We start from the raw sequence: 24,050 nt of genomic DNA, 5'->3' as shown, positions 1-24,050 counted from the left end.
AAATCCTTCTTCATGAGGACGGCAGCTTTGAGATGATCCGTCGTGCCGAGACACCGAGAGATTATTTTGCAACCTTTGACTGCTTCCCTGTTTTTGAGAAACTTCTTCAGGATGAAGACGAATTGAAATAAAATAGCGGAAATATATAAAAACAGCCTTCTGTGCATCTTGGTAATGATGCCGGAAGGCTGTTTTATGTTTAAGTGTCTGGTAGGTATAAGATCGCGAGCAGGGCGGAAGGTGGTCAAATGCAGGGTTACAGCTTCCGGCTGCCGGAGATTTCTGCCAGGGCTTTTCTAAACTCAAAGAAAAACAGGATGGCAGTAAATGTAACGGCCAGGATATCCGCAACCGGCTCGGCCATATAAACTGCATTTGTCCGGTCAGCACGGAAAATATTGGGCAGGATATAGATCAGCGGGATGACCAGAATAAATTTCCGGACAATAGCCACAATGATGGAATCTTTGGCTCTGCCAAGGGAGATAAAGGTCATCTGGCAGGCAATCTGGATACCAAAGATAAACACAACTGCCATATAGATCCGGAGCGCTGTTTTTGTGAAAGCAAGTAATGTACTGTCCGAAGTAAACATTCCGGCAAAGATCTGCGGGAAGATCATAATGATCAGCCACAGGATCACGGAATAAGAAACACTTGTTTTATAAGAAGCTTAAATGTAGAACGTACACGTTTTTCGTTACGTGCACCATAGTTGTAGCTGATGATAGGCTGTGCACCCTGACCAAGTCCCTGAAGAGGAAGCATGGCAAACTGCATGACGCTGGTAAGGATGGTCATGGCTCCTACGGCAACATCCCCGCCGTATTTTAAGAGTGAGGAATTGTAGCAGACAGAGATAACGCTTTCACTGAGCTGCATGACAAAGAGAGAAGAGCCAAGAGCCATACAGGGCAGAATGATATCGGCTTTCAGTTTCATGGTGCTTTTCCGAAGCTTCAGGAAGGTCTTTTTTCCAAAGAGGAAGGAGAGGACCCAGATGCAGGAAAATGCTTGGGAGATCACCGTTGCCAGAGCAGCGCCCCGGACACCCATGTGGAATCCGAAAATAAAAACCGGATCCAGAATAATGTTGGAGATCGCACCGATCAATACGGAGAGCATTCCGGTTTTTGCGAATCCCTGGGCTGTGATGAAATTATTCATGCCAAGAGTCAGCTGTACAAAGATAGTTCCTACTGCATAGATATTCATGTAACCCACCGCATAGTCGATGGTGTTTGCACTGGCGCCGAATGCAAGGAGAAGGCTGCGGTTTCCGAGAAACAGGATAACAGTCAGGATCAGGGAGATGATGATCTGCATGGTGAAGCAGTTTCCGAGAGTCTGTTCGGCTTTCGACGTGTCATTTTTACCCATAAAGATGCTGGCTCTGGGAGCGCCTCCGTTTCCGACAAGAGCAGCGAAGGCAGATACGACCATAATAAGCGGCATACATACACCTACACCGGTAAGGGCAAGAGCACCCTCTCCGGGAATATGACCAATATAGATACGATCGACGATATTGTAGAGCATATTGATGAGCTGTGCGGCAACGGTAGGAAGTGCAAGCTGCAGAAGAAGCTTTCCGACAGACTCGGTTCCTAAAAAGCTTTTGTCTTTTTCCATTTTTTTATTCCTTTCGTGTTTTTTGATAGTATATAATAAAGACCTGACAGATTTCTCCGTCAGGTCTTTTATGCGAATGCCGCTGGCCGGACTCGAACCGGCACGGATCGCTCCGCTTGATTTTGAGTCAAGTGCGTCTGCCAATTCCGCCACAGCGGCATAACCATTTATTATAATAGCACAGTATCAGGTGGCTTGCAAGGATTTTTTCAGAATAAAGGTATTATTTGGAAATATTTTTAATTCTAAAAAGTTTATGAAATCGGATGAGGCATCCTTGAAATTGACTGAAAAAAGTGGTAGAGTGTACTACAAGGCTGTACCACTTGATATAGCACTGTGGATATAGCAATATACTATAAGATAACGGAGGAGACTGCATGAATCTGAATTCAAAAAAACCAGAGAAGCGGCCGCTGTATGTATATTACATTATTGCGGTCGTAATTATTGTTTTGCTGAATGTTTTTGCTCTTCCTGCTCTTTCTGAGAGAAGTGTAAAAGAGACCGATTACACCACCTTCCTGAAAGCTGTAGACAGAGGAAAAGTATATGAAGCAACTATTAATTCTGATTATATCTATTATACGATGAAGGTAGATGGAAATGATGTCTATTGTAAGACGGTATCTGTAGAGGATCAGGATCTTGTATCCCATCTTTACGATGCGGGCGTAAGTATAGAGGGTACTGCACCGCAGAGACAGTCCCTGCTTTTATCTCTGATCCTGGGATATGTACTCCCGATCGCAATCTTTATTCTCCTGGGACGCTGGCTCAGCAAGAAGATGATGAGTTCCATGGGAAACGGAGGACCGGGAGGAATGATGTCCTTTGGCAAAAGCAATGCCAAGGTTTATGTGAAATCCTCTACGGGAATCAAATTTTCAGATGTTGCCGGTGAGGATGAAGCCAAGGAGCTTTTGACGGAAATTGTAGATTTCCTTCATAATCCGGAGAAATACAGAGAGATCGGTGCCTCCATGCCGAAGGGTGCCCTTCTTGTAGGCCCTCCCGGAACCGGTAAAACTCTTCTTGCCAAGGCAGTTGCCGGTGAGGCGGAGGTTCCGTTTTTCTCAATTTCCGGTTCGGAATTTGTGGAGATGTTTGTGGGTATGGGTGCTGCCAAGGTCCGTGATCTTTTTAAACAGGCCAATGAGAAGGCACCATGTATCGTATTTATTGATGAGATCGATACGATCGGTAAGAAACGTGACGGCTCCGGAATGGGCGGCGGAAACGATGAGCGTGAGCAGACACTGAACCAGCTTTTGACAGAGATGGACGGTTTTGACGGTTCCAAGGGTGTTGTGATCCTGGCAGCTACCAACCGACCGGATTCCCTTGACCCTGCACTTCTTCGTCCGGGACGTTTTGACAGAAGGATCCCGGTTGAGCTTCCGGATCTTCAGGGGCGTGAGGAAATCCTGAAGGTTCATGCCAAGAAGATCAAAATTGCGGATACAGTCCGGTTTGATGAAATTGCCAAGGCGGCAGTCGGTGCCTCCGGTGCGGAGCTTGCCAATATTGTCAACGAGGCAGCTCTCCGTGCAGTCCGCGACGGACGGAAATTTGCCACACAGGCGGATTTTGAAGAAAGCATCGAAGTTGTTATTGCCGGATATCAGAAAAAGAACCGTGTACTTTCCAATAAGGAAAAGCTGATCGTTTCCTATCATGAGGTTGGTCATGCACTGGTTGCTGCCAAGCAGACAGATTCTGCACCGGTCCATAAGATCACGATCATTCCACGTACCTCCGGTGCACTGGGATATACCATGCAGGTAGATGAGCAGGAACATTTCCTGATGACTAAGGAAGAACTGGAGAATAAGATCGCTACATTTACAGGCGGCCGTGCAGCGGAAGAGCTGATCTTCCATTCCATTACTACCGGTGCCTCCAATGATATTGAGCAGGCGACCAAGATTGCCAGAGCGATGATCAGCAGGTATGGTATGAGTGATGATTTTGACATGGTTGCCATGGAAAATGTAAGCAATCAGTATCTTGGCGGAGATGCAAGTCTAACCTGTTCCTTTGAGACGCAGACACTTTTGGACAAGAAGGTTGTGGAGCTTGTAAGACGGGAGCATGAAAAGGCTACGAAGATCCTTACAGATAATATCGGAAAGCTCCATGAGATTGCCAAGTATCTGTATGAGCATGAGACGATCACCGGTGAGGAGTTTATGAAGATCTTGAATGAAGCGCCGGTGGAGATTGAGAATACACAGGAAAATTAAATATGTTGGCGGGAGGGACGCCGAAGGGAATACTTCTGTATGGTCTTCGACTTCCGTTGGGTGTTAGTTCTAAGGCCCTGAAAATCTGCTAAAACCATTAAAAAAGTTCGGAACTCGCGGCTTGTTGCCGCTCAGACAGCCGAACTTTTTTAATAACGCAGATTTCCAGAACCTAAGGACTAGCAGCCCTCCTCCAGAGACAGAGCCATACAGAAGTATTCCCTCCGGCTGTGCTCTGGCCATGTGGATTGCTTCTGACTAGTCTTTACCATATTTCCGGGTGTACCTTGGAACAGGTGAGGGCCAGACTTCCGGGGCCGATGTGGCAGGAGACGCTCAGGGAGAGAGGGAAGATGTTGACTTCACCGATATTCGGGAAGGTGGTGAGGACTTCTTTTCGGAATTCTTCGGCTGCTTCCAGGTTGTGGGAGTGGATGACATCCAGGTTGATCTTTTCTCCAAAGCGGTCTGCAATGTCATCTTTGATGGCTTTAGTCATAGTGTTTTTTGCCTGGGTCATGGTGCGGGCCTTGGAGAAGGCGTCCAGCTTTTCGCCCTGGATCTGCAGAACCGGTTTCAGACGGAGCATGGTTCCGATGGCTGCAGCTGCAGGAGTGATGCGGCCGCCCTGTTTCAGGTACTTCAGAGTAGCTACAGTGATATAGATGCTGGAGTCGAAGCGGGTTTCTTCCAGCCAAGTTCCAATCTCATCGGCAGAGAGACCGTTTTTAGCCTGCTGGATAGCCTCGATGGCAGAGTAACGTAAGGTTCCGGAGATCCTCTGGTTGTTTACGACACGTACACGGCCATCATAGTCTTCTGCAAGCATGCGGGCAGTCTGCATGGAACTGGAGAGACCGCTGGACATGGGGGATATGTACGATCTCGTCGTAGTCTTTGAGCAGCTTGTCCCAGAGGGTAGTGACGGATTCCGGTGTAGGCTGAGATGTGGAAACTCTGCAGCCTGGATTTTGTTCAAGATGCTGAAAGAACTCTGATTGGTTCATGTCAATGTCTTCCAGATATTCCTTATCATCTATAAAAAACGGCATTGGAAGCATGTAGATGCCAAGGTCTTTTACCTGAGCGGGAGACATGCCGCAGTTACTGTCTGTAACGATTGCTATAGATTTCATAATGGTGATCCTCCTTGCCTGGATTTTCATATTTGGTCAGTTTTTCTGTTTTCTGACCGGGACATCTCAAGTATACCACAGGAAACCGCCCTTGTCATTCAACGTTTAATTCGCTATAATGATATAACATTCTGGGAAATATTTCCCCAGTCTGGGGCAAATTGTGAAGCGGGATCTCAGAAGAGGCTTATCATATGGGAGGATCCGCTGCTTTGAAAGAGAGGGAAAATATGAATTGTCGTATTGCAGAGGGAATGGTTAATAAATATATCGATCATACGTTGCCGTTGAATGATCTGGAGGATTTTCTAGAACATATTGAGAAGTGTTCCTCCTGCTACGATGAGCTTGCCACATATTTCATTGTACATAAGGCCATGCAGCAGCTGGATGAGAAACAGGAAGATACTGTTCTGGATTTTAAGGAGCTTCTGGAAGAGGATATCCGAAAATCCAGAAGGTATATTCGAAAAAAGAAATTTCACAGAGCGATCGCTGCAGTGGCAGTCTGCGTTCTGATCGCGGCACTGGTGGTCTTTCTTGTTTTTGTGATCCTGGAACTGAAGGAGGGAATTTGATTTTGAGTGAAAAAATATTACTGATCGATGGTCACAGCATCCTGAACCGTGCGTTTTATGGTCTGCCGGATCTTACCAATGCAGAAGGACGTCATACAGGAGCGGTATATGGATTTCTGAATATTATGTTCAGGATCATGGAGGAAGAGAAGCCGGAGTATCTTACCGTTGCATTTGATCTGAGTGCACCTACGTTCCGGCATAAGAGATATGAAGCCTATAAAGGCACCCGAAAACCCATGCCGGAGGAGCTTCGGGAACAGGTTCCGCTGATCAAGGAGATGCTTTCTGCCATGGGAATCAACATCATGTCCCTGGAAGGCTATGAAGCAGATGATCTTCTTGGTACGGTCGCCAGAAGAAGTGAAGCAAAGGGTATGGATGTTACCATTCTTTCCGGAGACCGTGATCTTCTTCAGCTTGCCACAGATAAGGTGCTGATCCGGCTTCCGAAGACTGTCCGGGGAAAGACAACCATTGAAAACTACCATACAGCGGAAGTTCTTGAGAAATATCAGGTAACGCCGCCGCAGATCATAGAACTGAAAGCGCTGATGGGCGACAGCTCCGATAATATTCCGGGAATCCCGGGCGTTGGAGAGAAAACCGCGACCAAGATGGTCGTGCAGTTCGGTTCCATTGAGAATGCTCATGAGCATCTGGAAGAGGTAAAGCCTAATAAGGCGAAAGAATCTCTCCGCGAGCATTATGATCTGGCACAGCTTTCCAAAGAGCTTGCAACCATCAACACAGATAGTCCGCTGGAATTTTCCTACGAAAAAGCGAAAGTGGAAAATCCCTATACTCCGGAGGCATATGAATTGTGTAAACGCCTGGAATTTAAGAACATGCTGAACCGTTTTGATCCGGCTACGACAGCAGATTCCTCCATGGAACTGGAATTTTTTACCTGTAATGATCTTTCCGGTGTGGAGGCACTGTTTGAAAAAGCAGCGCAGAAAGATCAGGTGGGTATTTCTGTTCTTGCAGATCCGGATCAGGTGTATACCGTGGGATTGGTCCTGGATGAAAAAGAAATCTATCAGATTCCGGTAGGAGGACTTCTCACAGGGGATTACCTTTGCGGAAAACTGAAAACTCTGGCGGACAGTACGGTGCTCTGTGCTATGGATATTAAATCAGTTCTCAAACATGTTTCCCTTGATGATCCGAAGAAGGTTTTTGATGCGGGGGTTGCTGCATATCTTCTGAACCCGCTGAAATCTTCCTATTCCCATGATGACATCGCCAGAGAATATCTGGATGGTATGATGCTCCCCTCAAAGGAAGACCTTCTTGGAAAGACTTCTCTGAAAAAGGCCTGGGAAGAGGAACTGGAATGCCTTGGAAATTATGCCTGCTATCAGGCGTTTGTGCCCTGCATGGCCCGAAAGGTTCTTCTTGAAAAACTGGATGAAACAGGCATGCGTAAGGTTTATGATGAGATCGAGCTTCCTCTTGTCTTTACCCTGGATTCCATGGAAAAATGGGGGATTTCCGTTAAGGGTGAAGAGCTTAAGAGCTATGGTGAAAAACTTAAAGTCCGTATCCGGGAGCTGGAAAAAACCATCTGGCAGGAAGCAGGGGAGGAGTTTAATATCAATTCCCCGAAACAGCTGGGTGTGATCCTTTTTGAAAAGCTGGGACTTCCAGGTGGAAAGAAGACCAAGACTGGCTATTCCACAGCGGCGGATATCCTGGATAAGCTGGCGCCGGATCATGCCATCGTAAAAGATATCCTGGAGTACCGCCAGCTGACCAAGCTGAAATCCACTTATGCAGATGGTCTCGGAAATGTGATCGGAGAAGATGGAAGGATCCACTCTACTTTTAATCAGACGATCACAGCAACTGGTCGTATCAGCAGTACAGATCCGAATCTTCAAAACATACCGGTCCGCATGGAGCTGGGTAGGCTGATCCGTAAGGTTTTTGTGCCGGAGGAGGGATTTGTATTTCTGGATGCAGATTATTCCCAGATCGAGCTTCGTGTGCTGGCACATATGTCCGGTGATGAAAAACTGATCCAGGCTTATCGTGAGGCGGAGGATATCCACCGGCTCACCGCATCCCAGGTGTTTCATGTGCCGCTGGATGAAGTGACATCTCTTCAGCGAAGAAATGCCAAGGCGGTAAATTTCGGAATCGTTTATGGGATCAGTTCCTTTGGACTGAGCCAGGATCTGAGTATTACCAGAAAAGAGGCATCTGCCTATATTGAGAAATATTTCGAGACCTATCCGAAGATCAAGGGCTTTCTGGACGGTCTGGTAAAGGATGGCAAGGAACACGGTTATGTGACAACTATGTTCGGCAGACGAAGGCCCGTGCCGGAGCTGAGATCCAGTAATTTCATGCAGCGCTCCTTCGGAGAACGTGTAGCCATGAACTCTCCTATCCAGGGTACTGCAGCAGATATCATCAAAATAGCCATGAACCATGTTTATGAACGAATGAAAAAAGAGGGACTGCGTTCAAGACTGGTGCTGCAGGTTCACGATGAGCTTCTGATCGAGACAAAGAAAGAAGAGATCGAGGAAGTTTCCCGTATTCTGGAAGAAGAGATGAAGGGAGCGGCAGACCTTGCAGTGGAACTTGACGTAGATATGCACCAGGGTGACAGCTGGTATGAGGCGAAATAAATGAGAGTGATCGGAGTAACCGGCGGAGTAGGGGCCGGAAAAAGTACAGTACTTGGAATCCTGGAAGAAGATTTCCAGGCATATGTGATCCAGGCAGACCAGCTTGGTCACATTCTGATGGAACCGGGGGAAGAATGTTACGATGCGGTGATCGCATTGTTTGGAAAAGAAATCATAAAAAAAGATAAAACTATTGACCGGAGACGGATTTCTGATGTAGTATTCACAGATAAGGATATGCTTTTGAAATTAAACGGGATCATCCATCCGGCTGTAAAGCAGAGAATTCTGGATCTTCTTGGAGAACAAAAGGAAGCTGGAAGAGAGATCTGTGTTGTGGAAGCTGCTCTTTTTCTGGAAGAGAATTATCAGGAATTCTGTGATGAAGTCTGGTATGTGTATACAGAGGAGGAAATCCGGATCCGTCGTCTGATGGAAAGCCGTGGCTATTCCAGAGAGAAATCTCTTGGCATTATCCGAAACCAGGTATCTGACCAGGTTTTCAGAGAACATACGGATTATGTGATCGAGAATAATGGAGATCTGAAGGGTACCCGGAGACAGATCAGAGAAGGGATAGAGAGAAATGAGACTTTGTAGTATTGCCAGCGGAAGCAGCGGCAACTGTATTTATGTGGGATCTGAGGAGGCACATGTTCTGGTAGATGTGGGGATCAGCGGGAAGAGTATCGAAAAAGGCCTGAATTCCCTGGATCTTACAGGGAAAGATGTGGACGGAATCCTGATCACACATGAACATTCCGACCATATCAAGGGACTGGGAGTGATTTCCAGAAAATACGGAATTCCCATCTATACCACAGGTGGAACAGCAGATGCCATGCTTCGTATGAAATCCCTTGGAAAAATGCCGGAGGGACTGATCCACGAGATCCGGGAGGATGAGCCTTTTGGGATCAAGGACCTGACGGTAAATCCTTTTACCATTCCCCATGATGCTGCACAGCCGGTGGGTTACCGCCTGGAATGTGGAGAGCATTCTGTGGGCATTGCCACAGACCTTGGAAAATATAATGATTACATTGTAAAAAATCTGGAGAATCTGGATGCAGTGCTTTTGGAAGCAAATCATGACATCCGCATGCTTCAGGTTGGAAAATACCCTTATTATCTCAAACAGAGGATTCTGGGAGACCGTGGGCATCTCTCCAATGAGAATGCAGGACGTCTGCTCTGTCGGATCCTCCATGATAATTTGAAGGCGGTTTTTCTTGGCCATTTAAGCAGAGAAAACAACTATGAAGAACTTGCCTACGAGACTGTGTGCTCGGAGGTGACACTTGGTGACAACCCGTACCGTTCCAGGGATTTTAAGATCCAGGTAGCGAAGAGGGATCACATATCAGAAATAATCACAGTGTAGAAAGGAAAAAACGATGAAGAAGACAATTATCACAGTAGTAGGAAATGACACAGTAGGAATTATTGCAAAGGTTTGTACATATCTTGCAGAGAATCAGGTTAATATTCTGGATATTTCTCAGACCATCGTTCAGGGTTACTTCAACATGATGATGATCGCAGACACAGCAAAATGTGAAAAGGATGGCGGTGAACTTGCAAAAGAGCTTGAAAATCTGGGCAAGGAGATCGGTGTTGTGATCCACTGCCAGCATGAAGATATTTTTAACATGATGCATCGAGTATGATCAAGCAGCGAATGCGGATTGCCAATGCATATAATATCTACTTTACATCAATCATCAGGGAGAAAATAAAATGATCAATATTTTTGAGGTAAACGAGACAAATAAAATGATCGAGCAGGAGAATCTGGATGTGCGTACCATCACCATGGGGATCAGCCTTCTGGACTGTATCGATCCTGACCTGGATGCACTGAATCAGAAAATATACGAAAAGATCACCACAAAGGCCAGAAATCTGGTAGCTACCGGTGATGAGATCGCAACCGAGTACGGTATCCCGGTTGTAAATAAACGAATTTCCGTAACACCCATTGCTCTGGTTGGCGGGGCTGCATGTAAGAAACCGGAGGATTTTGTGACCATCGCAAGAACGCTGGATAAATGTGCCAAGGAAGTTGGCGTTAACTTTATCGGCGGATATTCTGCACTGGTAAGCAAAGGAATGACTCCGGCAGAGGAGCTTCTTATCCGCTCCATTCCTCAGGCAATGGCAGAAACAGAGCGCGTCTGCAGTTCTGTAAACGTTGGTTCCACCAAGACCGGTATCAACATGGATGCCGTAAAGCTGATGGGCGAGATCATCCTCGCAACAGCAGAGGCTACTAAGGACCAGGATTCTCTTGGATGTGCCAAGCTGGTAGTATTCTGTAACGCACCGGATGATAACCCGTTTATGGCAGGCGCGTTCCACGGTGTCACAGAGGCGGACTGCATCATCAACGTAGGTGTCAGTGGCCCTGGCGTTGTAAAGAAAGCTCTGGAGCAGGTTCGTGGCGAGGACTTCGGAACTCTCTGCGAGATGATCAAACGTACCGCATTCAAAGTTACACGAGTTGGACAGCTGGTTGCACGTGAGGCATCCAAGCGTCTTGACGTGCCGTTTGGTATTGTGGATCTTTCTCTTGCACCGACACCGGCTATCGGTGATTCCGTAGCTGAGATCCTGGAAGAGATCGGCCTTGAGAGAGCCGGTGCACCTGGAACAACTGCAGCGCTTGCACTTCTCAACGACCAGGTGAAGAAAGGCGGCGTTATGGCAGCAGCTGCTGTGGGCGGATTAAGTGGTGCCTTTATTCCTGTCAGCGAGGATCAGGGAATGATCGATGCGGTAAACGAGGGAGCGCTTACTCTGGAGAAGCTGGAAGCCATGACCTGTGTATGCTCTGTTGGTCTGGACATGATCGCAGTTCCGGGAGATACCAAGGCGACTACACTGGCAGGTATCATTGCAGATGAGTCTGCTATCGGTATGGTAAATCAGAAGACAACTGCAGTACGTCTCATCCCGGTTATCGGTAAGGGTGTGGGCGAAACGGTTGAGTTCGGAGGTCTTCTTGGCTATGCTCCGATCATGCCTGTAAATTCCTTCTCCTGTGATGCATTTGTACAGAGAGGTGGAAGGATCCCGGCACCGATCCACAGCTTTAAGAATTAATTTTATTTTTGGGCTTGACAGACTCACGTTGATGTGCTAAAGTAAACACAACTTAAAAAACAAACCAGTGAGAAAGAGAAGTAAACATTTCAGGAAGCTTCACAGAGAGCGGTGATGGTGGAAATCCGCAGGGGACCAGATGTTGAATGGACTTTCGAGGGCGGCCCGAACTATTTATCTGTACAGTAGGCGCCGACGGGAACCGAACCCGTTACCAATGAGGAGTGTATGTTAGTACACCGGAAAGTGGACGATTCGTCAATTTGAGTGGTACCGCGATAATAAAGAACTTTTATTACCGTCTCAAGCATGATATAAGCTTGGGGCGGTTTTTGTGTTACAGGAAAAGCGATTCTGTCGCATGAAAGTTGTTCCGGAAAAGCAGACCGCAAGGTGTACAAAAGGTAATCATAAGCGGAAATAAGAAGGGAGAACAAAACCATGAAAAAAGAATGTTAGTGATCGCAGCAGTAGCAGCAACAACTATGATGATGACAAGCCCGGTTATGGCGGAGGATTTTAAAGTGGGCATCTGCAATTATGTAGATGATGCTTCCCTGAACCAGATCGTAGACAACATCCAGTCCCGTCTGGAGGAGCTTGGCAAAGAAAAGGGTGTCACATTTGATGTGTCTTATGATAACTGTAATGCAGATGCCAGTGTTATGGAACAGATCATTTCAGATTTTCAGGCGGATAAGGTTGATCTGATGGTTGGTGTGGCTACACCAGTAGCAATGCGTATGCAGTCCGCTACAGAGGGAAGCGATACACCGGTTGTTTTCTCCGCAGTATCTGATCCGGTTGGCTCCGGTCTTGTAGATTCTCTGGATGCTCCTGGTGCAAATATCACAGGAACTAGCGATTACCTGGATACTTCTTCTATCATGAAGCTGATCCAGGCACAGAATCCGGATGTAAAGAAGATCGGTCTTCTCTATGATGTCGGACAGGATTCCTCCACAACAGCGATCCAGGAAGCAAAAGATTATCTGGATAAAGAGGGAATCGAATATGTAGAGCGTACCGGAACCACTACCGATGAAGTCCAGCTCGCAGCAGATGCACTGATCGCTGACGGTGTGGATGCCGTATTTACACCTACGGACAACACCATCATGACAGCAGAACTTTCTATTTATGAAAAATTCATCGACGCAGGAATCCCGCACTACACAGGTGCCGACTCCTTTGCATTAAATGGTGCCTTTGTAGGATATGGTGTTGATTATGCAAATCTGGGACAGAAAACAGCCGATATGATCGCTGACATTCTGATAGATAATGCGGATCCGTCTAAAACAGCTGTTGAAACCTTTGACAATGGTACTGCAACAGTTAATACAGAAACCTGCAAGGCACTTGGACTTGATTTCGATACCGTAAAGAAGGCATTTGAGCCTCTCTGCACACAGGTAAATGAGATCACAACTGCAGAAAGCTTTGATGAAGTAGAATCAAAATAAATTAACCGCTCACTTTTGTGAGCAGTTATGAAATAAATCCAATTGGAGGAAATCACTGTGACGATTGCAACTATGCTCTCCCTCGGGGAGACTGCCCTGAAGCTTGGACTGATCTGTTCTCTGACAGTTCTTGCTTTGTTCCTTAGTTATTCCATGCTGAATGTCTGCGACCTTTCTACAGATGGCTGCTTTACCTTCGGGGCCGCTGTAGGAGCCGTAGTTGCTGTAAGCGGACATCCGTTTCTGTCCATTGCGGCAGCCATGGCAGCAGGTGTTACATCAGGATTTGTAACGGCTATCCTGCAGACGAAGCTGGGAGTAGATAGCCTGCTTGCAGGTATTATTGTAAATACTGCATTATATTCCGTAAATATCGCGGTCATGGGAGGGTCATCCCTGATCAATATGAATCGGACGACCACAGTATTTACCATGATGAAGGATGCGCTTGCAGGTACACCGTTAAAAGGCAGGGAAGATATCCTCATTGCAGCCATCGCAGTGATCCTCGTGATCGTATTTCTGGTATTCTTTCTGAAAACAAGACTTGGCCTTGCGATCCGGGCAACCGGAAATAATTCTGATATGGTAAAATCTTCCTCCATCAATCCGGTCTTTACAACGGTGATCGGCCTTTGCGTGGCAAATGCATTTACCGCACTTTCCGGATGTCTTCTGTCTCAGTCACAGAAATCCGTAGATATCAACATCGGTCAGGGAATGGTTACCATCGCACTGGCATCCTTGCTGATCGGAGGTACCCTTCTCGGACATGGAGGAATTTTTGTGAGAGCGGTGGGAATGGTGCTTGGTTCCTTTATCTTCCGCCTTGTGTATACCATCGCACTTCGGTTCAATATGCCGGCATTTATGCTGAAGCTGGTATCCTCTGTGATCGTTGTTCTTGCAATTTCCGGTCCGTATCTTAAGAAACAGTGGCCGCAGATCCGAAGAAGAATGACTCATACAAAAGGAGGAAGATGATCCATGCTAAAAATCAGCCATATTTCAAAAACATTTAATCCGGGAACCGTAAACGAAAAAAAGGCAATCACAGATCTTTCCCTGGAACTGAAAAAAGGCGACTTTGCTACGATCATCGGTTCCAATGGTGCAGGAAAATCAACACTTTTTAATGCAATCTGCGGTGATTTTCTTACAGATGCCGGTTCGATCGAGCTGGATGGCAGGGATATCACATTTATGCCGCAGCATGCACGCGCAAAAGAGATCGGACGTCTTTATCAGGATCCGATGCGTGGTACTGCACCGGGAATGACGATCGAAGAGAATCTTGCACTTGCAGCCGGCAAGGGTGGGTGGCTTTCCCGCACGACCCGGCAGGAAAAAGAGCGTTTTCGTGAGGAATTAAAGAAGCTGGACATTGGGCTGGAAGAGCGGATGAGCCATCCGGTAGGTCTTCTTTCCGGTGGACAGAGACAGGCGCTGACGCTTTTGATGGCAACCATGAATCCGCCGAAATTACTTCTTCTGGACGAGCATACTGCAGCCCTTGATCCGGGAACTGCTGAGAAAGTCCTTAATCTCACCAGACGGATCGTGGAAGAAAATCAGCTGACCTGTCTGATGATCACACACAATATGCAGTCAGCAATTGATCTTGGTAACCGTATCCTGATGATGGACTCCGGCAATATCGTGCTGGATATCGGAGGGGAAGAGAAGAAGGATATGACCGTGGATGGCCTTCTTGAGAAATTTAAAACGGGAGTGGGCAAGGCTTTGGATAATGACCGTATTCTTTTGTCTGAATAAACGGAATAAATAATGAAGAACCGTTACCGATCATGTGTAAAGTGGAAAATGAATAGCTGCTTTACACCGGTGATGGTTCTTTTTTTATGAAAATTCTTGAGTATGTCACGTTACCGTGATAAAATAAATGAAATCACTTTGTGATTTCATTTATGAGCAAGTAGCGAAGCGGATTGCGAATATCCGTTTGATTTTATTATGGAAGAGGGACGAATGATATGCAGTTTTCAAAAAGATTGGACCGATTTGGAGATGAAATTTTTGCTGCTCTGAACAACCGACGTATGGAGCTGGAAGCACAGGGCATGAAGATCTATAACATGAGTGTGGGAACTCCGGATTTCAAGACTCCGGAATATATCAAGAAAGCTGTAGCGGAAGCAGCTATGGATGACAACAACTGGAAATACAGTCTCCGTGATCTGCCGGAGCTTCTGGATGCAGTCTGTATTTATTATAAGAAACGTTTTGATGTGGAACTGACACCGGACATGGTAATGACTGTTTATGGAAGTCAGGAAGGAATGGGGCATCTTGGCATGGCGCTTTGTGATGAGGGAGATACAGTACTTCTTCCGGATCCGTGCTATCCCGTATTTGCAGCAGGAAGTCTGATGGCAGGAGCAGTTCCTTACTATTATCCGCTGGTTGCAGAACATGATTTTCTTCCCTATGTAAAGGGAATTCCGGAAGAAATAGCGAATAAGGCTAAATATATGGTAGTATCCCTGCCGTCCAACCCGGTAGGAAGCATTGCCACTCCGGGACTTTACGAAGAAATCGTGGAATTTGCGAAAAAATATGATATTCTGATCATTCATGATAATGCGTACAGCGATATTATTTTTGACGGGGCATTTGGAGGAAGTTTTTTGGCCACTCCGGGAGCGAAAGATATTGGAGTGGAATTTTTCAGTCTTTCCAAATCCTTCAATGTTACAGGCGCAAGACTTAGCTTTCTGGTAGGCCGGCCGGATGTGATCGCAGCGCTCCGCAAATTGAGAAGCCAGATCGACTTCGGCATGTTCCTGCCGCTTCAGAAAGCAGCTATTGCAGCACTTCAGGGACCGCTGGACAGCGTAAAAGAACAGTGTCAGAAGTACCAGGAGAGAAGAGATGCTCTCTGCCAGGGACTTCGTGATATCGGATGGGAACTTCCAAATGGAAAAGGCACCATGTTTGTCTGGGCGAAGATCCCGGGTGGCCGCACCGACAGCATGGCATTCTGCATGGAACTGATGGAAAAGGCCGGCGTCATCGTGACTCCGGGAGCAAGCTTTGGTCCCCACGGAGAGGGCTACGTACGTTTCGCCCTGGTACTTCCGCCGGAGAAGATCCGGGAAGCAGTGGAAGCGATCCGAAAAAGCGGATTAAACTGAATAACTGAAAGTTGTTCAAAATCCGATCTCAAGCCATGAAAAGATTACTTATCAGCGTTCAAGCCGCTGTGGAGCTTAAATGATCCGCAGCGGCTTTTTCATCTCGTGGATGAAAGGCTGACCTGTTTTGTGGTAGAGAAGCATTTCGTAAAGATTGGAAGCCGCACAGGTTTCATTAAAAAGTCGAAGCGCAGTTTCATCGAGGATCGCAGATGCATCGGCGGCTTTGGTGATCAGCGGGATCGAGGAGTTTTTCTTGATCTGGCTGAGAAGCGGAGCGCTGCTTTTTTGAAAGCCAAGTACCCGGGCATAGGGAATGTGTCCGGGTGCTTTTGTTTTTTGGTCAAGAAAGATCCGGACAAGGCTGCGGCAGATAGCAGAACGGGTAATATCCCGTGTTTTCAAAAGATCCGCAAACTGGGAAAAACCTTCATATTGATTTCGGGATTTCAGGATACGCCGGATCAGTGCATCCGAAAGCTCCGGATACATTTTTAAAGTTTCTTCGGATTCCAGAAGCAGTTTGTAATGCAGAGGAAGATCCAGTGCTGAGTCAGAAAGCCATGCTCCTTTTTTGAGAGAATCCAGGAATCCCGGAAGGGAAGCAGAAGGGATCAACCGGGAAAGATCAGCAGACTGCACAGTTCCTTCGGATTTTTTCATAAGGCTCCGGATGCCGGAAGCAGAGGGAAATTCTTCGTCGGAAAGAAGAGAAAAATCCGTATCATGATAACCACTTCCCTTTCTTAAAAGTGCATGAGGAAGGATACAACTGTTAAGACGGAGAAGCGCTTTGCAGTATTCGATTCCCAGGATGTTATTGGGAGAAGAAAGAATGAGTTCAATATGTTCTGATGAAACGTCGAATGTGTTATGCACGGAAGTGGCTTTTTCTCGCATGTAACGGATCAAAGCACTGCTTCTTGCAGCAGGAAAACTCATTCCGGTACGAAGATTCTGCTGAAGGAGTTTGCGGTATTCAAACGGTTCCTTTACAAGAATCTGTGCAATATTCATAAGAGTCTCTGTATCTCCGCATTCACTTCCGAAACATAGCTCATCTACAACACCAAGCCCGTCAAGAAGGCTTACGCCACCTGCGGCAAATCCTTCCGCACTGGCCGTTGCTGTCTGTACCGGCATTTCCAGAATCAGATCGGCGCCTCCGAGAAGAGCCATCTCAGCCCGGAGATGTTTTTCCATAAGGGCAGGAGCCCCTCTTTGGACAAAATCCCCGCTCATGGCGATCACAATATAATCAGCACCAAGGATCTCCCGGGCATAGCGGATCTGGTATTCGTGACCTTTGTGAAATGGGTTATATTCTGCAATGATTCCAACAACTTTCATATAAAAAAGTACCTGCCATTTCTGAAAATTATAATGGTGCTATTTTAACATAAGCAATGTAAAAAGTTAAGCGGCATTCGAAATCTGTTTTGCTGCCATAAAACCGAATGTTGCTGTCCGCTCTGGGCCCGGCAACACCCTTTGTGAGATACAGAAATCACGCAAATTTATGATCATGCGCCGAAATCCTCGGGCCATCTGTGATCTTTATCCACAAAAAACACATCGCAGAACATTGTCGGTAAACAGTAACAATTGCACTTCAAAAAATACGCAGTATAGCCATTTTCTGACAATGAAACGCTTGAAAAGAAAAGGGTAAGGGGGTATAATAAACATAGTGTAGTGCCCGAACAGACACTAGCGTTTTTGTTACATCAAGAAAGGAGCCATTTAATCATGGGATTTGTTGAACTGCTTAAAAAAAGAGCAAAAGAAAGCGTAAAAACAATTGTACTGCCAGAGACAGAGGATATGAGAACTCTTGAGGCAACTGACAAGATTCTGAAAGAGGGAGTTGCAAAGATCATCCTCATCGGTAATGAGGAAGAGATCAACAAGAAAGCTGCAGAGGGCGGCTTTGATATTTCCGGTGCACAGATCGTAGATCCGGAGAAATCTGACAGAACTCAGGCATATATTGATAAATTTGTAGAGCTGAGAGCAAAGAAGGGAATGACACCTGAGAAAGCGAAAGAGATCCTTCATACTCAGTACCCATACTATGGCGTAATGATGGTTAAGATGGGGGATGCAGACGGTATGGTATCCGGTGCATGCCATTCTACAGCAGATACACTTCGTCCATGCCTTCAGATCCTGAAGACAAAACCGGGAACCAAGCTTGTATCCGCATTCTTCCTGATCGTTGTTCCGGATTGCGAGTATGGTGCAAACGGTGCATTCGTATTTGCTGATTCCGGTCTGAACCAGAACCCGACTCCGGATGAGCTTTCTGCGATCGCAGCATCTTCTGCTGAGTCCTTTAAGCTTCTTGTTCAGGAGGAGCCGATCGTAGCTATGCTTTCCCACTCCACTAAGGGAAGTGCAAAGCATCCTGACGTAGATAAAGTCGTAGAGGCTACAAGAATTGCCAAAGAGGAGCATCCGGAGCTTAAACTTGACGGAGAGTTCCAGCTTGATGCAGCTATCGTTCCAAGCGTAGGCGCATCCAAAGCACCGGGAAGCGAAGTAGCAGGTAAAGCTAACGTACTGGTATTCCCTGACCTTGATGCAGGTAACATCGGATACAAGCTTGCTCAGCGTCTTGGTAAAGCAGAAGCATACGGACCTGTTACACAGGGTATCGCAAAACCTGTAAACGACCTGTCTCGCGGATGCTCTGCAGATGATATCGTAGGTGTTGTAGCGATCACAGCAGTACAGTGCCAGGCAGAGGATAAATAATTATTAAAAGATCAGGAGAGTTAAATCATGAACGTATTAGTTATCAACTGTGGAAGTTCTTCATTAAAATATCAGTTAATCGATTCTGAGACAGAGAATGTACTTGCAAAGGGTCTCTGCGAGAGAATCGGTATTGACGGAAGACTGGTATATCAGAAAGCCGGATGTGACAAAGAGATCACAGAGGCAGCTATGCCAACACATAAAGAAGCGATCCAGATGGTACTGGATGCTCTTACAAACGATAAAACAGGTGCAATCGGAAGCCTTAAAGAGGTTAATGCGATTGGACATCGTGTCGTACACGGAGGCGAGAAATTTGCTTCTTCTGCAGTGATCACAGACGAGATGATCAAAGCAGTAGAAGAGTGCAATGACCTTGCACCGCTCCACAACCTGGCTAACCTCATTGGTATCCGTGTATGTGCAGAGCTTATGCCAGGCGTACCACAGGTAGGCGTATTTGATACCGCTTTCCATCAGACAATGCCTGCTAAAGCATATCTTTATGGACTTCCGCTTGACTTCTACAAGAAATATAAAGTAAGAAGATACGGTTTCCACGGAACATCCCACAGCTTCGTATCCAAGAGAGCTGTTGATTTCCTTGGCCTTGACAAAGACAACTCCAAAGTTATCGTCTGCCACCTTGGAAACGGATCTTCCATCAGCGCAGTTGTAAATGGCAAATGTGTAGATACAACAATGGGTCTTACACCACTTGAAGGTGTTGTTATGGGAACTCGTTCCGGTAACATCGATCCGGCTATCATGGAGTTCATTGCTAAGAAAGAGAACCTGGACATTGAGGGCGTTATGAATGTACTCAACAAGAAATCTGGTCTTCTCGGACTTTCCGGCGGACTTTCCAGCGACTTCCGTGACCTCAACGAGGCAGCTGAAGGCGGAAACGAGGATGCAGCTAATGCCATCGACGTTCTCTGCTATAGCATCGCTAAATTCGTAGGCGGATATGTTGCAGCAATGAATGGTGTTGACGCGATCGTCTTCACAGCAGGTATCGGTGAGAATGCGATCCCGGTACGTGAGAAGGTTGTCAGCTATCTCGGATACCTTGGCGTAACACTTGACAAAGATGCTAACGGACATCGTGGCGAGGAAATCGTGATCTCCACACCGGACTCCAAGGTTAAGGTTGCAGTTATCCCGACAAACGAGGAGCTTGCAATCTGCCGTGAGACTGTAGCACTGGTATAATCAGCTGTTTCAGTACCGGTACAGAACCGTTCGGGCATGATCGGTAATCAGGCAGAATTATATATTACTGTGGATCAGCAGTATACATTCGGGGGGCGGACAATTAAAGGTCCACCCCCGTAATTTACCCCGAATTTCTGATTAAGCCAACAGTAACAAAAAATTAAAAAATGTAATATTTTCCCGAAAATAACGTTGACAAATCACAAGACCATATGTATAATGGATTGAGTGTGGATAGGAGAGACTTATGCAGATTCATTTATTAGACATTTCTTCCTGTGATGGCAAGACGATCCAGGAATCAGTTGCTCCTGAACTGGAGAAGATTGATTTTCAGATGGGAAGTTTTCCGGTACTTGCGAAGGAACCGGTAGAGCTTACGATCACCAATACCGGTGATAAGGTTCTTGAGCTTACAGGAACTGGTAAGATCACAGTGGGCATTCCATGTGACCGCTGTCTTGAGACAGTAGCCGTCGAGATACCGCTGGAATTTAAGAAGAAGCTCGATATGAAGCTTTCTGATGAAGAGCGTGTCAATGATCTGGATGAAAGCAGCTATCTCACAGGTATGAACCTGGATGTGGACCGGTTGGTCTATCTTGAGGTATTGATATGCTGGCCTTTAAAGGTCTTATGTAAAGAAGACTGTAAAGGTATCTGCAGCCGCTGCGGGAAGAACCTGAACGAAGGTCCCTGCGGATGCAAGGAGGAGCCTAAGGATCCCCGCATGGCAGCTATCAGTGATATATTCAGTAAATTTAAGGAGGTGTAACCTATGTCCATTTGTCCTAAGAACAAATCTTCCAAAGCTAGACGTGACAAGAGAAGAGCGAACTGGAAAATGAGCGCTATGAACCTTGTTAAATGTAGCAAATGTGGAGCACTTATGATGCCACACAGAGTTTGCAAAGCTTGCGGAAGCTACAATAAGAAGGAAATCATCAAAGTTGAGGACTAATTTTAATTAGACAGTCAATATATGATGCGAAAAGAGTCTGGTATGCTGAGATAAGTATACCGGCTTTTTTTATACTCTGGGGGGAAATAAAAAAATATGAAACAGAACAAGAATCAGAAAAATACCGCCGTGAACCAGATCACAGAGGGTGTGATCTGGAAGCAGCTTCTGATATTCTTTTTTCCGATCTTGTTTGGAACTCTGTTCCAGCAGATCTACAATACTGCCGATACAGTTGTAGTAGGCCGCTTTGTGGGAAAAGAAGCATTGGCAGCAGTAGGAGGCTCATCCAGTATGATCGTGAATCTCATCGTAGGTTTTTTGTAGGTTTATGTTCCGGTGCGTCTGTAGTGATTTCTCAGTTTTACGGAGCGAAAGACCACAAAAACCTTAAAAAGCACTTCACACATCCATGATCTTCTGCCTGGCTGCCAGTATTATTGTGGGAACAGCAGGTTTTATCCTGGCTGAGCCGATCCTTCACCTGATGAAAACACCGGCAGAAGTAATTCCCGATTCTGTGCTGTACCTGCATATCTATTTTGCGGGAACATTTTTCAATCTGGTCTACAACATGGTATCCAGTATCCTAAGAGCGGTAGGAGATTCCAAAAGACCGCTCTATGTGCTGATCATTACCTGTTTGTTGAATATTTTGCTGGATGTTGTATTTGTAGTGATCTTCCATATGGGAGTCCTCGGTGTTGCACTTGCAACAGTCAGCTGCCAGGCAGTCAGTGCCATCCTTGTAACCTGGTTCCTGATGCGCGCAGAGGATATTTATCGTCTGGAATTTCATGAGATCCGTTTTGATCTCCGGTCTTTGGGGGCAGTTCTCAGGATTGGACTTCCGGCAGGACTGGAATCGGTGATGTATAATATTGCCAATCTCACCATTCAGATTTTTGTCAATGAACTGGGGACTGACACAGTGGCAGCCTGGGGAACTATGGGAAAGATTGATGCGGTGTTCTGGATGGTATGCAATGCTTTTGCCATCTCAATTACCACCTTTGTGGGACAGAATTATGGTGCCGGAAAATACCACCGCATGCGAAAAAGTGTCCGCGTCTGTATGGTGATGGCATACATTTCGGCGTTTATTGTAAGCGGAGCACTTATTCTGTTCGCAAATCCGATCTACCATTTGTTTACAACAGATCAGGTGGTTGTAGACATTGGGGTGCATATGATCCGTTTCCTGATTCCGTCCTATGCTATTTATGTTGTGATCGGAATTATTTCCGGAGCGCTGCGTGGTGCCGGAAGAGTACTGGTTCCTATGATCCTGACCTGTGGAGGAGTCTGTCTTTTACGTATCATCTGGTTGTTTGCCTTTGTAAGATCTCATCCGGGGATCGACAGTATCATGCTCAGTTATCCGGTGTCCTGGATAATTACTGCGGTACTGTTTGTCATCTATTATTTTCGGCGATTTCCAGGTATGCAGAAAAAGAAATAACGATATATGAAAAGGTGCTGATTCTGTGTAATAGCAGTGATCAGCACCTTTGTTTTGTTCGAAAGATGTCGATTTATTACGTATAGATTTGATTGCCTGAAAGCTGAAAAAGAGGTATTCTGGATGCAGATAGATGAAACATATGTAATGGGGATGACCAGATATGTATAATCTGCAAAAAACAATACGATATGGTTTTTGGTTGATACTTGAAGTTATTGCGCTGTGTGTCGGTATGATTTATAACGCGAGAACTGTACGGGCTGAACCTGAAGTGCAGCAGCCGGCCAGAAAGGTAACAGAAGTTGTTACTGAAAAATGGACTGTGATCAGTGGAAAACGTCTGGATCTTATCCTGAAATATATGGGAGATATAAATTTTGAAAAAGAAGGAATCAGTCTTCGTATCCCTGCTTCTGTGGCACAAAGTTGGAAGGTAGCAGAGAATGGTACAATACAGGCACTGGTACAAAAGGTTTCCAATCATTCATATGAAATAAAGATCTATAAAGGCACTCAGAAGATCACGGATATTCCGGGGAGCCGGATCATGATACCGGTAAAAGCGATGTTTCCCAACGGAGGTCCGGAAACTATGGAAATTACGGATTCCAGAGGAAGAAAACTAAAGACATTCCTGGATAAAAAGCAGGATCTTCTGATCGTTGACACGGACGAGACAGGAATCTTCTGCGTAAGAGGTCGGAAAATAGATGATATAGAAGAGAATCCTTTTGCAGTGGCAGTCCTGACGACAGCAACAATGATAACAGTGCTGATCGTAGGAATCCGAAGCAGATCCGGAAAGCGAGGTGACAGTCATAAAGGAGAAAAGTAGGCAATGGATCCTGATCTTTGGACTTACTGTGGTGTTATCTATGACTGCTTTTTTATGATGTATCTCATAAATAATGAATATACAGCGAAAGGCGAGCAGCCCATTCAGGGAATCCTTTGTCTGGATGATAAAGATGCGGCGGCAAAGCTACATTATCTTGCCAGGGAATGGCAATATTTTCCGGGAAAGCTGCTTACACCTGAGATGCTGAAAAAGGATCCAGGATATTACAGTTGTTATATTTCGATCGGAGAACGTAATGAAATGGAGCTGGGGAATAAAGAGGCTTCTACGTATGGATGTGGGACATACCGGATGTTTCTGATCCTGCCCGAAGAGGAAAAAATCTGGGCGATATCTATGGCGGAGGTTTTTTCCGCATACCGAATCTATATCAATGGAGAACTGGCCGGGGAAGTGGGGGATCCTGACGAAAAAACCTATATGGACCGGGTCATGAACCGTGTTTTTACGTTTCAGGGATCCGGGGTTGTGGAGATTGTCATAGCAGTAGCAGACAAAAGCCATATCAGATCCGGAATCCAGGCTATTCCGGTTTTGGGATCTCCGGTTCGTGTAAGCATACAGAGAGGACTGCGGGTACTCGGAAGCGGCTGTGCCATTGCGTTCTGTATCTGTATCATGTTTGGGACTCTTATGGTACATGTCAGAACCAGGACAAAAGAATTTGCTATTTTTAATCTGGTCTGTCTCTGTGTGGCAGGATATTCGTTATGCTCCCTGGTACATAATTTTTTTCTTCTTCCCACAAAGCCCTGGTATGCCCTGGAAACTATGATCTATTATCTGATCCTTTCCTGCATGATCCGGCTTGAGGATTGTATTATAGG

At 46.0% G+C, this 24,050-nt stretch carries 19 protein-coding genes, 1 tRNA gene, 3 pseudogenes and 1 other annotated feature; of the genes and pseudogenes, 19 read left to right on the top strand and 4 right to left on the bottom strand.

What is annotated here, in order from left to right:
• Positions 1–256 precede the first annotated feature (256 nt).
• Positions 257–1,632 (bottom strand): annotated as a pseudogene (locus CK1_RS05280) (MATE family efflux transporter).
• Positions 1,633–1,709: 77 nt separating this feature from the next.
• Positions 1,710–1,791: transfer RNA gene (locus tag CK1_RS05275), tRNA-Leu, on the bottom strand.
• 227 nt (positions 1,792–2,018) lie between these two features.
• Between CK1_RS05275 and ftsH the strand changes: the two genes are divergently transcribed.
• Positions 2,019–3,878, top strand: coding sequence for an ATP-dependent zinc metalloprotease FtsH (gene ftsH / locus CK1_RS05270; RefSeq protein ID WP_502685122.1), 1,860 nt, complete (start codon positions 2,019–2,021; stop codon positions 3,876–3,878).
• A gap of 265 nt (positions 3,879–4,143) precedes the next feature.
• Here ftsH and CK1_RS18765 read toward each other — a convergent pair.
• Positions 4,144–5,014, bottom strand: a pseudogene (locus CK1_RS18765) (DegV family protein).
• Between the two features lie 212 nt (positions 5,015–5,226).
• On the opposite strand from CK1_RS18765, the gene CK1_RS05260 reads away from it, so the two are divergent.
• From CK1_RS05260 to CK1_RS05215, 10 genes are all read left to right on the top strand, one after another.
• Positions 5,227–5,592: an anti-sigma factor family protein gene (locus tag CK1_RS05260; protein WP_265190655.1), complete on the top strand. Its 366-nt coding sequence runs from the start codon at positions 5,227–5,229 to the stop codon at positions 5,590–5,592.
• A 2-nt stretch (positions 5,593–5,594) separates the two neighbouring features.
• On the top strand, positions 5,595–8,234 hold the full coding sequence (polA, locus tag CK1_RS05255) for a DNA polymerase I (RefSeq protein WP_114002554.1): 2,640 nt from the start codon (positions 5,595–5,597) through the stop codon (positions 8,232–8,234).
• Positions 8,235–8,834, top strand: coding sequence for a dephospho-CoA kinase (coaE, locus tag CK1_RS05250; RefSeq protein WP_015525251.1), 600 nt, complete (start codon positions 8,235–8,237; stop codon positions 8,832–8,834).
• Entirely contained in the window at positions 8,821–9,618 is a 798-nt protein-coding gene (locus tag CK1_RS05245) for an MBL fold metallo-hydrolase (RefSeq protein ID WP_015525250.1), read from the top strand. Before coaE ends, CK1_RS05245 begins: the two co-directional genes overlap by 14 nt.
• A gap of 13 nt (positions 9,619–9,631) precedes the next feature.
• The gene (locus CK1_RS05240; RefSeq protein ID WP_015525249.1) at positions 9,632–9,904 is read left to right on the top strand and encodes an ACT domain-containing protein; all 273 of its coding nucleotides are present in this window, start codon (positions 9,632–9,634) and stop codon (positions 9,902–9,904) included.
• A 70-nt stretch (positions 9,905–9,974) separates the two neighbouring features.
• Positions 9,975–11,339: a PFL family protein gene (locus tag CK1_RS05235; RefSeq protein WP_015525248.1), complete on the top strand. Its 1,365-nt coding sequence runs from the start codon at positions 9,975–9,977 to the stop codon at positions 11,337–11,339.
• 58 nt (positions 11,340–11,397) lie between these two features.
• Positions 11,398–11,648: a binding site (T-box leader), on the top strand.
• Between the two features lie 143 nt (positions 11,649–11,791).
• The gene (locus CK1_RS05230) at positions 11,792–12,805 is read left to right on the top strand and encodes an ABC transporter substrate-binding protein (protein ID WP_306288778.1); all 1,014 of its coding nucleotides are present in this window, start codon (positions 11,792–11,794) and stop codon (positions 12,803–12,805) included.
• 57 nt (positions 12,806–12,862) lie between these two features.
• Positions 12,863–13,789 (top strand): ABC transporter permease, encoded by a 927-nt coding sequence (locus CK1_RS05225; RefSeq protein WP_279030718.1) that lies wholly within the window; start codon positions 12,863–12,865, stop codon positions 13,787–13,789.
• 3 nt (positions 13,790–13,792) lie between these two features.
• The gene (locus CK1_RS05220; RefSeq protein ID WP_015525247.1) at positions 13,793–14,581 is read left to right on the top strand and encodes an ABC transporter ATP-binding protein; all 789 of its coding nucleotides are present in this window, start codon (positions 13,793–13,795) and stop codon (positions 14,579–14,581) included.
• 218 nt (positions 14,582–14,799) lie between these two features.
• Positions 14,800–15,960, top strand: a complete 1,161-nt coding sequence (locus CK1_RS05215) for a pyridoxal phosphate-dependent aminotransferase (protein WP_015525246.1) — start codon at positions 14,800–14,802, stop codon at positions 15,958–15,960.
• Between the two features lie 75 nt (positions 15,961–16,035).
• Here the strand turns inward: CK1_RS05215 and CK1_RS05210 are convergent, their stop codons facing one another.
• Positions 16,036–17,310, bottom strand: a complete 1,275-nt coding sequence (locus tag CK1_RS05210; RefSeq protein ID WP_015525245.1) for a tRNA(Met) cytidine acetate ligase — start codon at positions 17,308–17,310, stop codon at positions 16,036–16,038.
• A gap of 399 nt (positions 17,311–17,709) precedes the next feature.
• On the opposite strand from CK1_RS05210, the gene pta reads away from it, so the two are divergent.
• The 8 genes and pseudogenes from pta to CK1_RS05175 all read left to right on the top strand — a co-directional run.
• Positions 17,710–18,717: a phosphate acetyltransferase gene (pta, locus tag CK1_RS05205; RefSeq protein ID WP_015525244.1), complete on the top strand. Its 1,008-nt coding sequence runs from the start codon at positions 17,710–17,712 to the stop codon at positions 18,715–18,717.
• Between the two features lie 27 nt (positions 18,718–18,744).
• Positions 18,745–19,935, top strand: coding sequence for an acetate/propionate family kinase (locus tag CK1_RS05200; RefSeq protein ID WP_015525243.1), 1,191 nt, complete (start codon positions 18,745–18,747; stop codon positions 19,933–19,935).
• 250 nt (positions 19,936–20,185) lie between these two features.
• Entirely contained in the window at positions 20,186–20,713 is a 528-nt protein-coding gene (locus CK1_RS05195; protein WP_015525242.1) for a YceD family protein, read from the top strand.
• A gap of 3 nt (positions 20,714–20,716) precedes the next feature.
• Positions 20,717–20,899 carry a 50S ribosomal protein L32 gene (gene rpmF, locus CK1_RS05190; RefSeq protein WP_015525241.1) on the top strand — a complete coding sequence of 61 codons (183 nt, stop codon included), beginning with the start codon at positions 20,717–20,719 and terminating at the stop codon, positions 20,897–20,899.
• A gap of 96 nt (positions 20,900–20,995) precedes the next feature.
• Complete coding sequence (locus CK1_RS18045; protein WP_015525240.1) at positions 20,996–21,226, top strand: MATE family efflux transporter; 231 nt, start codon at positions 20,996–20,998, stop codon at positions 21,224–21,226.
• Positions 21,227–21,311: 85 nt separating this feature from the next.
• Positions 21,312–22,361: an MATE family efflux transporter gene (locus CK1_RS05185; protein ID WP_015525239.1), complete on the top strand. Its 1,050-nt coding sequence runs from the start codon at positions 21,312–21,314 to the stop codon at positions 22,359–22,361.
• Between the two features lie 235 nt (positions 22,362–22,596).
• Complete coding sequence (locus CK1_RS05180; protein ID WP_147419579.1) at positions 22,597–23,199, top strand: hypothetical protein; 603 nt, start codon at positions 22,597–22,599, stop codon at positions 23,197–23,199.
• A gap of 3 nt (positions 23,200–23,202) precedes the next feature.
• Positions 23,203–24,050: pseudogene (locus CK1_RS05175) on the top strand (GHKL domain-containing protein); the annotation flags it as partial.

It is taken from the genome of Ruminococcus sp. SR1/5 (genome assembly GCF_000209835.1).
GTDB lineage: Bacteria > Bacillota > Clostridia > Lachnospirales > Lachnospiraceae > Blautia_A > Blautia_A fusiformis.
This window is presented reverse-complemented; position numbering and strand designations above follow the sequence as displayed.

What these genes read in the sequence shown, in the direction of transcription:
- CK1_RS05200 (WP_015525243.1), top strand. Translation starts at nt 18,745, where the DNA reads ATGAACGTATTAGTTATCAACTGTGGAAGTTCTTCATTAAAATATCAG.
- CK1_RS18045 (WP_015525240.1), top strand. Translation starts at nt 20,996, where the DNA reads ATGAAACAGAACAAGAATCAGAAAAATACCGCCGTGAACCAGATCACA.
- CK1_RS05185 (WP_015525239.1), top strand. Translation starts at nt 21,312, where the DNA reads ATGATCTTCTGCCTGGCTGCCAGTATTATTGTGGGAACAGCAGGTTTT.
- coaE (WP_015525251.1), top strand. Translation starts at nt 8,235, where the DNA reads ATGAGAGTGATCGGAGTAACCGGCGGAGTAGGGGCCGGAAAAAGTACA.
- pta (WP_015525244.1), top strand. Translation starts at nt 17,710, where the DNA reads ATGGGATTTGTTGAACTGCTTAAAAAAAGAGCAAAAGAAAGCGTAAAA.
- CK1_RS05220 (WP_015525247.1), top strand. Translation starts at nt 13,793, where the DNA reads ATGCTAAAAATCAGCCATATTTCAAAAACATTTAATCCGGGAACCGTA.
- CK1_RS05210 (WP_015525245.1), bottom strand. Translation starts at nt 17,310, where the DNA reads ATGAAAGTTGTTGGAATCATTGCAGAATATAACCCATTTCACAAAGGT.
- CK1_RS05215 (WP_015525246.1), top strand. Translation starts at nt 14,800, where the DNA reads ATGCAGTTTTCAAAAAGATTGGACCGATTTGGAGATGAAATTTTTGCT.
- rpmF (WP_015525241.1), top strand. Translation starts at nt 20,717, where the DNA reads ATGTCCATTTGTCCTAAGAACAAATCTTCCAAAGCTAGACGTGACAAG.
- CK1_RS05195 (WP_015525242.1), top strand. Translation starts at nt 20,186, where the DNA reads ATGCAGATTCATTTATTAGACATTTCTTCCTGTGATGGCAAGACGATC.
- CK1_RS05180 (WP_147419579.1), top strand. Translation starts at nt 22,597, where the DNA reads ATGATTTATAACGCGAGAACTGTACGGGCTGAACCTGAAGTGCAGCAG.
- CK1_RS05230 (WP_306288778.1), top strand. Translation starts at nt 11,792, where the DNA reads ATGTTAGTGATCGCAGCAGTAGCAGCAACAACTATGATGATGACAAGC.
- CK1_RS05235 (WP_015525248.1), top strand. Translation starts at nt 9,975, where the DNA reads ATGATCAATATTTTTGAGGTAAACGAGACAAATAAAATGATCGAGCAG.
- CK1_RS05245 (WP_015525250.1), top strand. Translation starts at nt 8,821, where the DNA reads ATGAGACTTTGTAGTATTGCCAGCGGAAGCAGCGGCAACTGTATTTAT.
- CK1_RS05240 (WP_015525249.1), top strand. Translation starts at nt 9,632, where the DNA reads ATGAAGAAGACAATTATCACAGTAGTAGGAAATGACACAGTAGGAATT.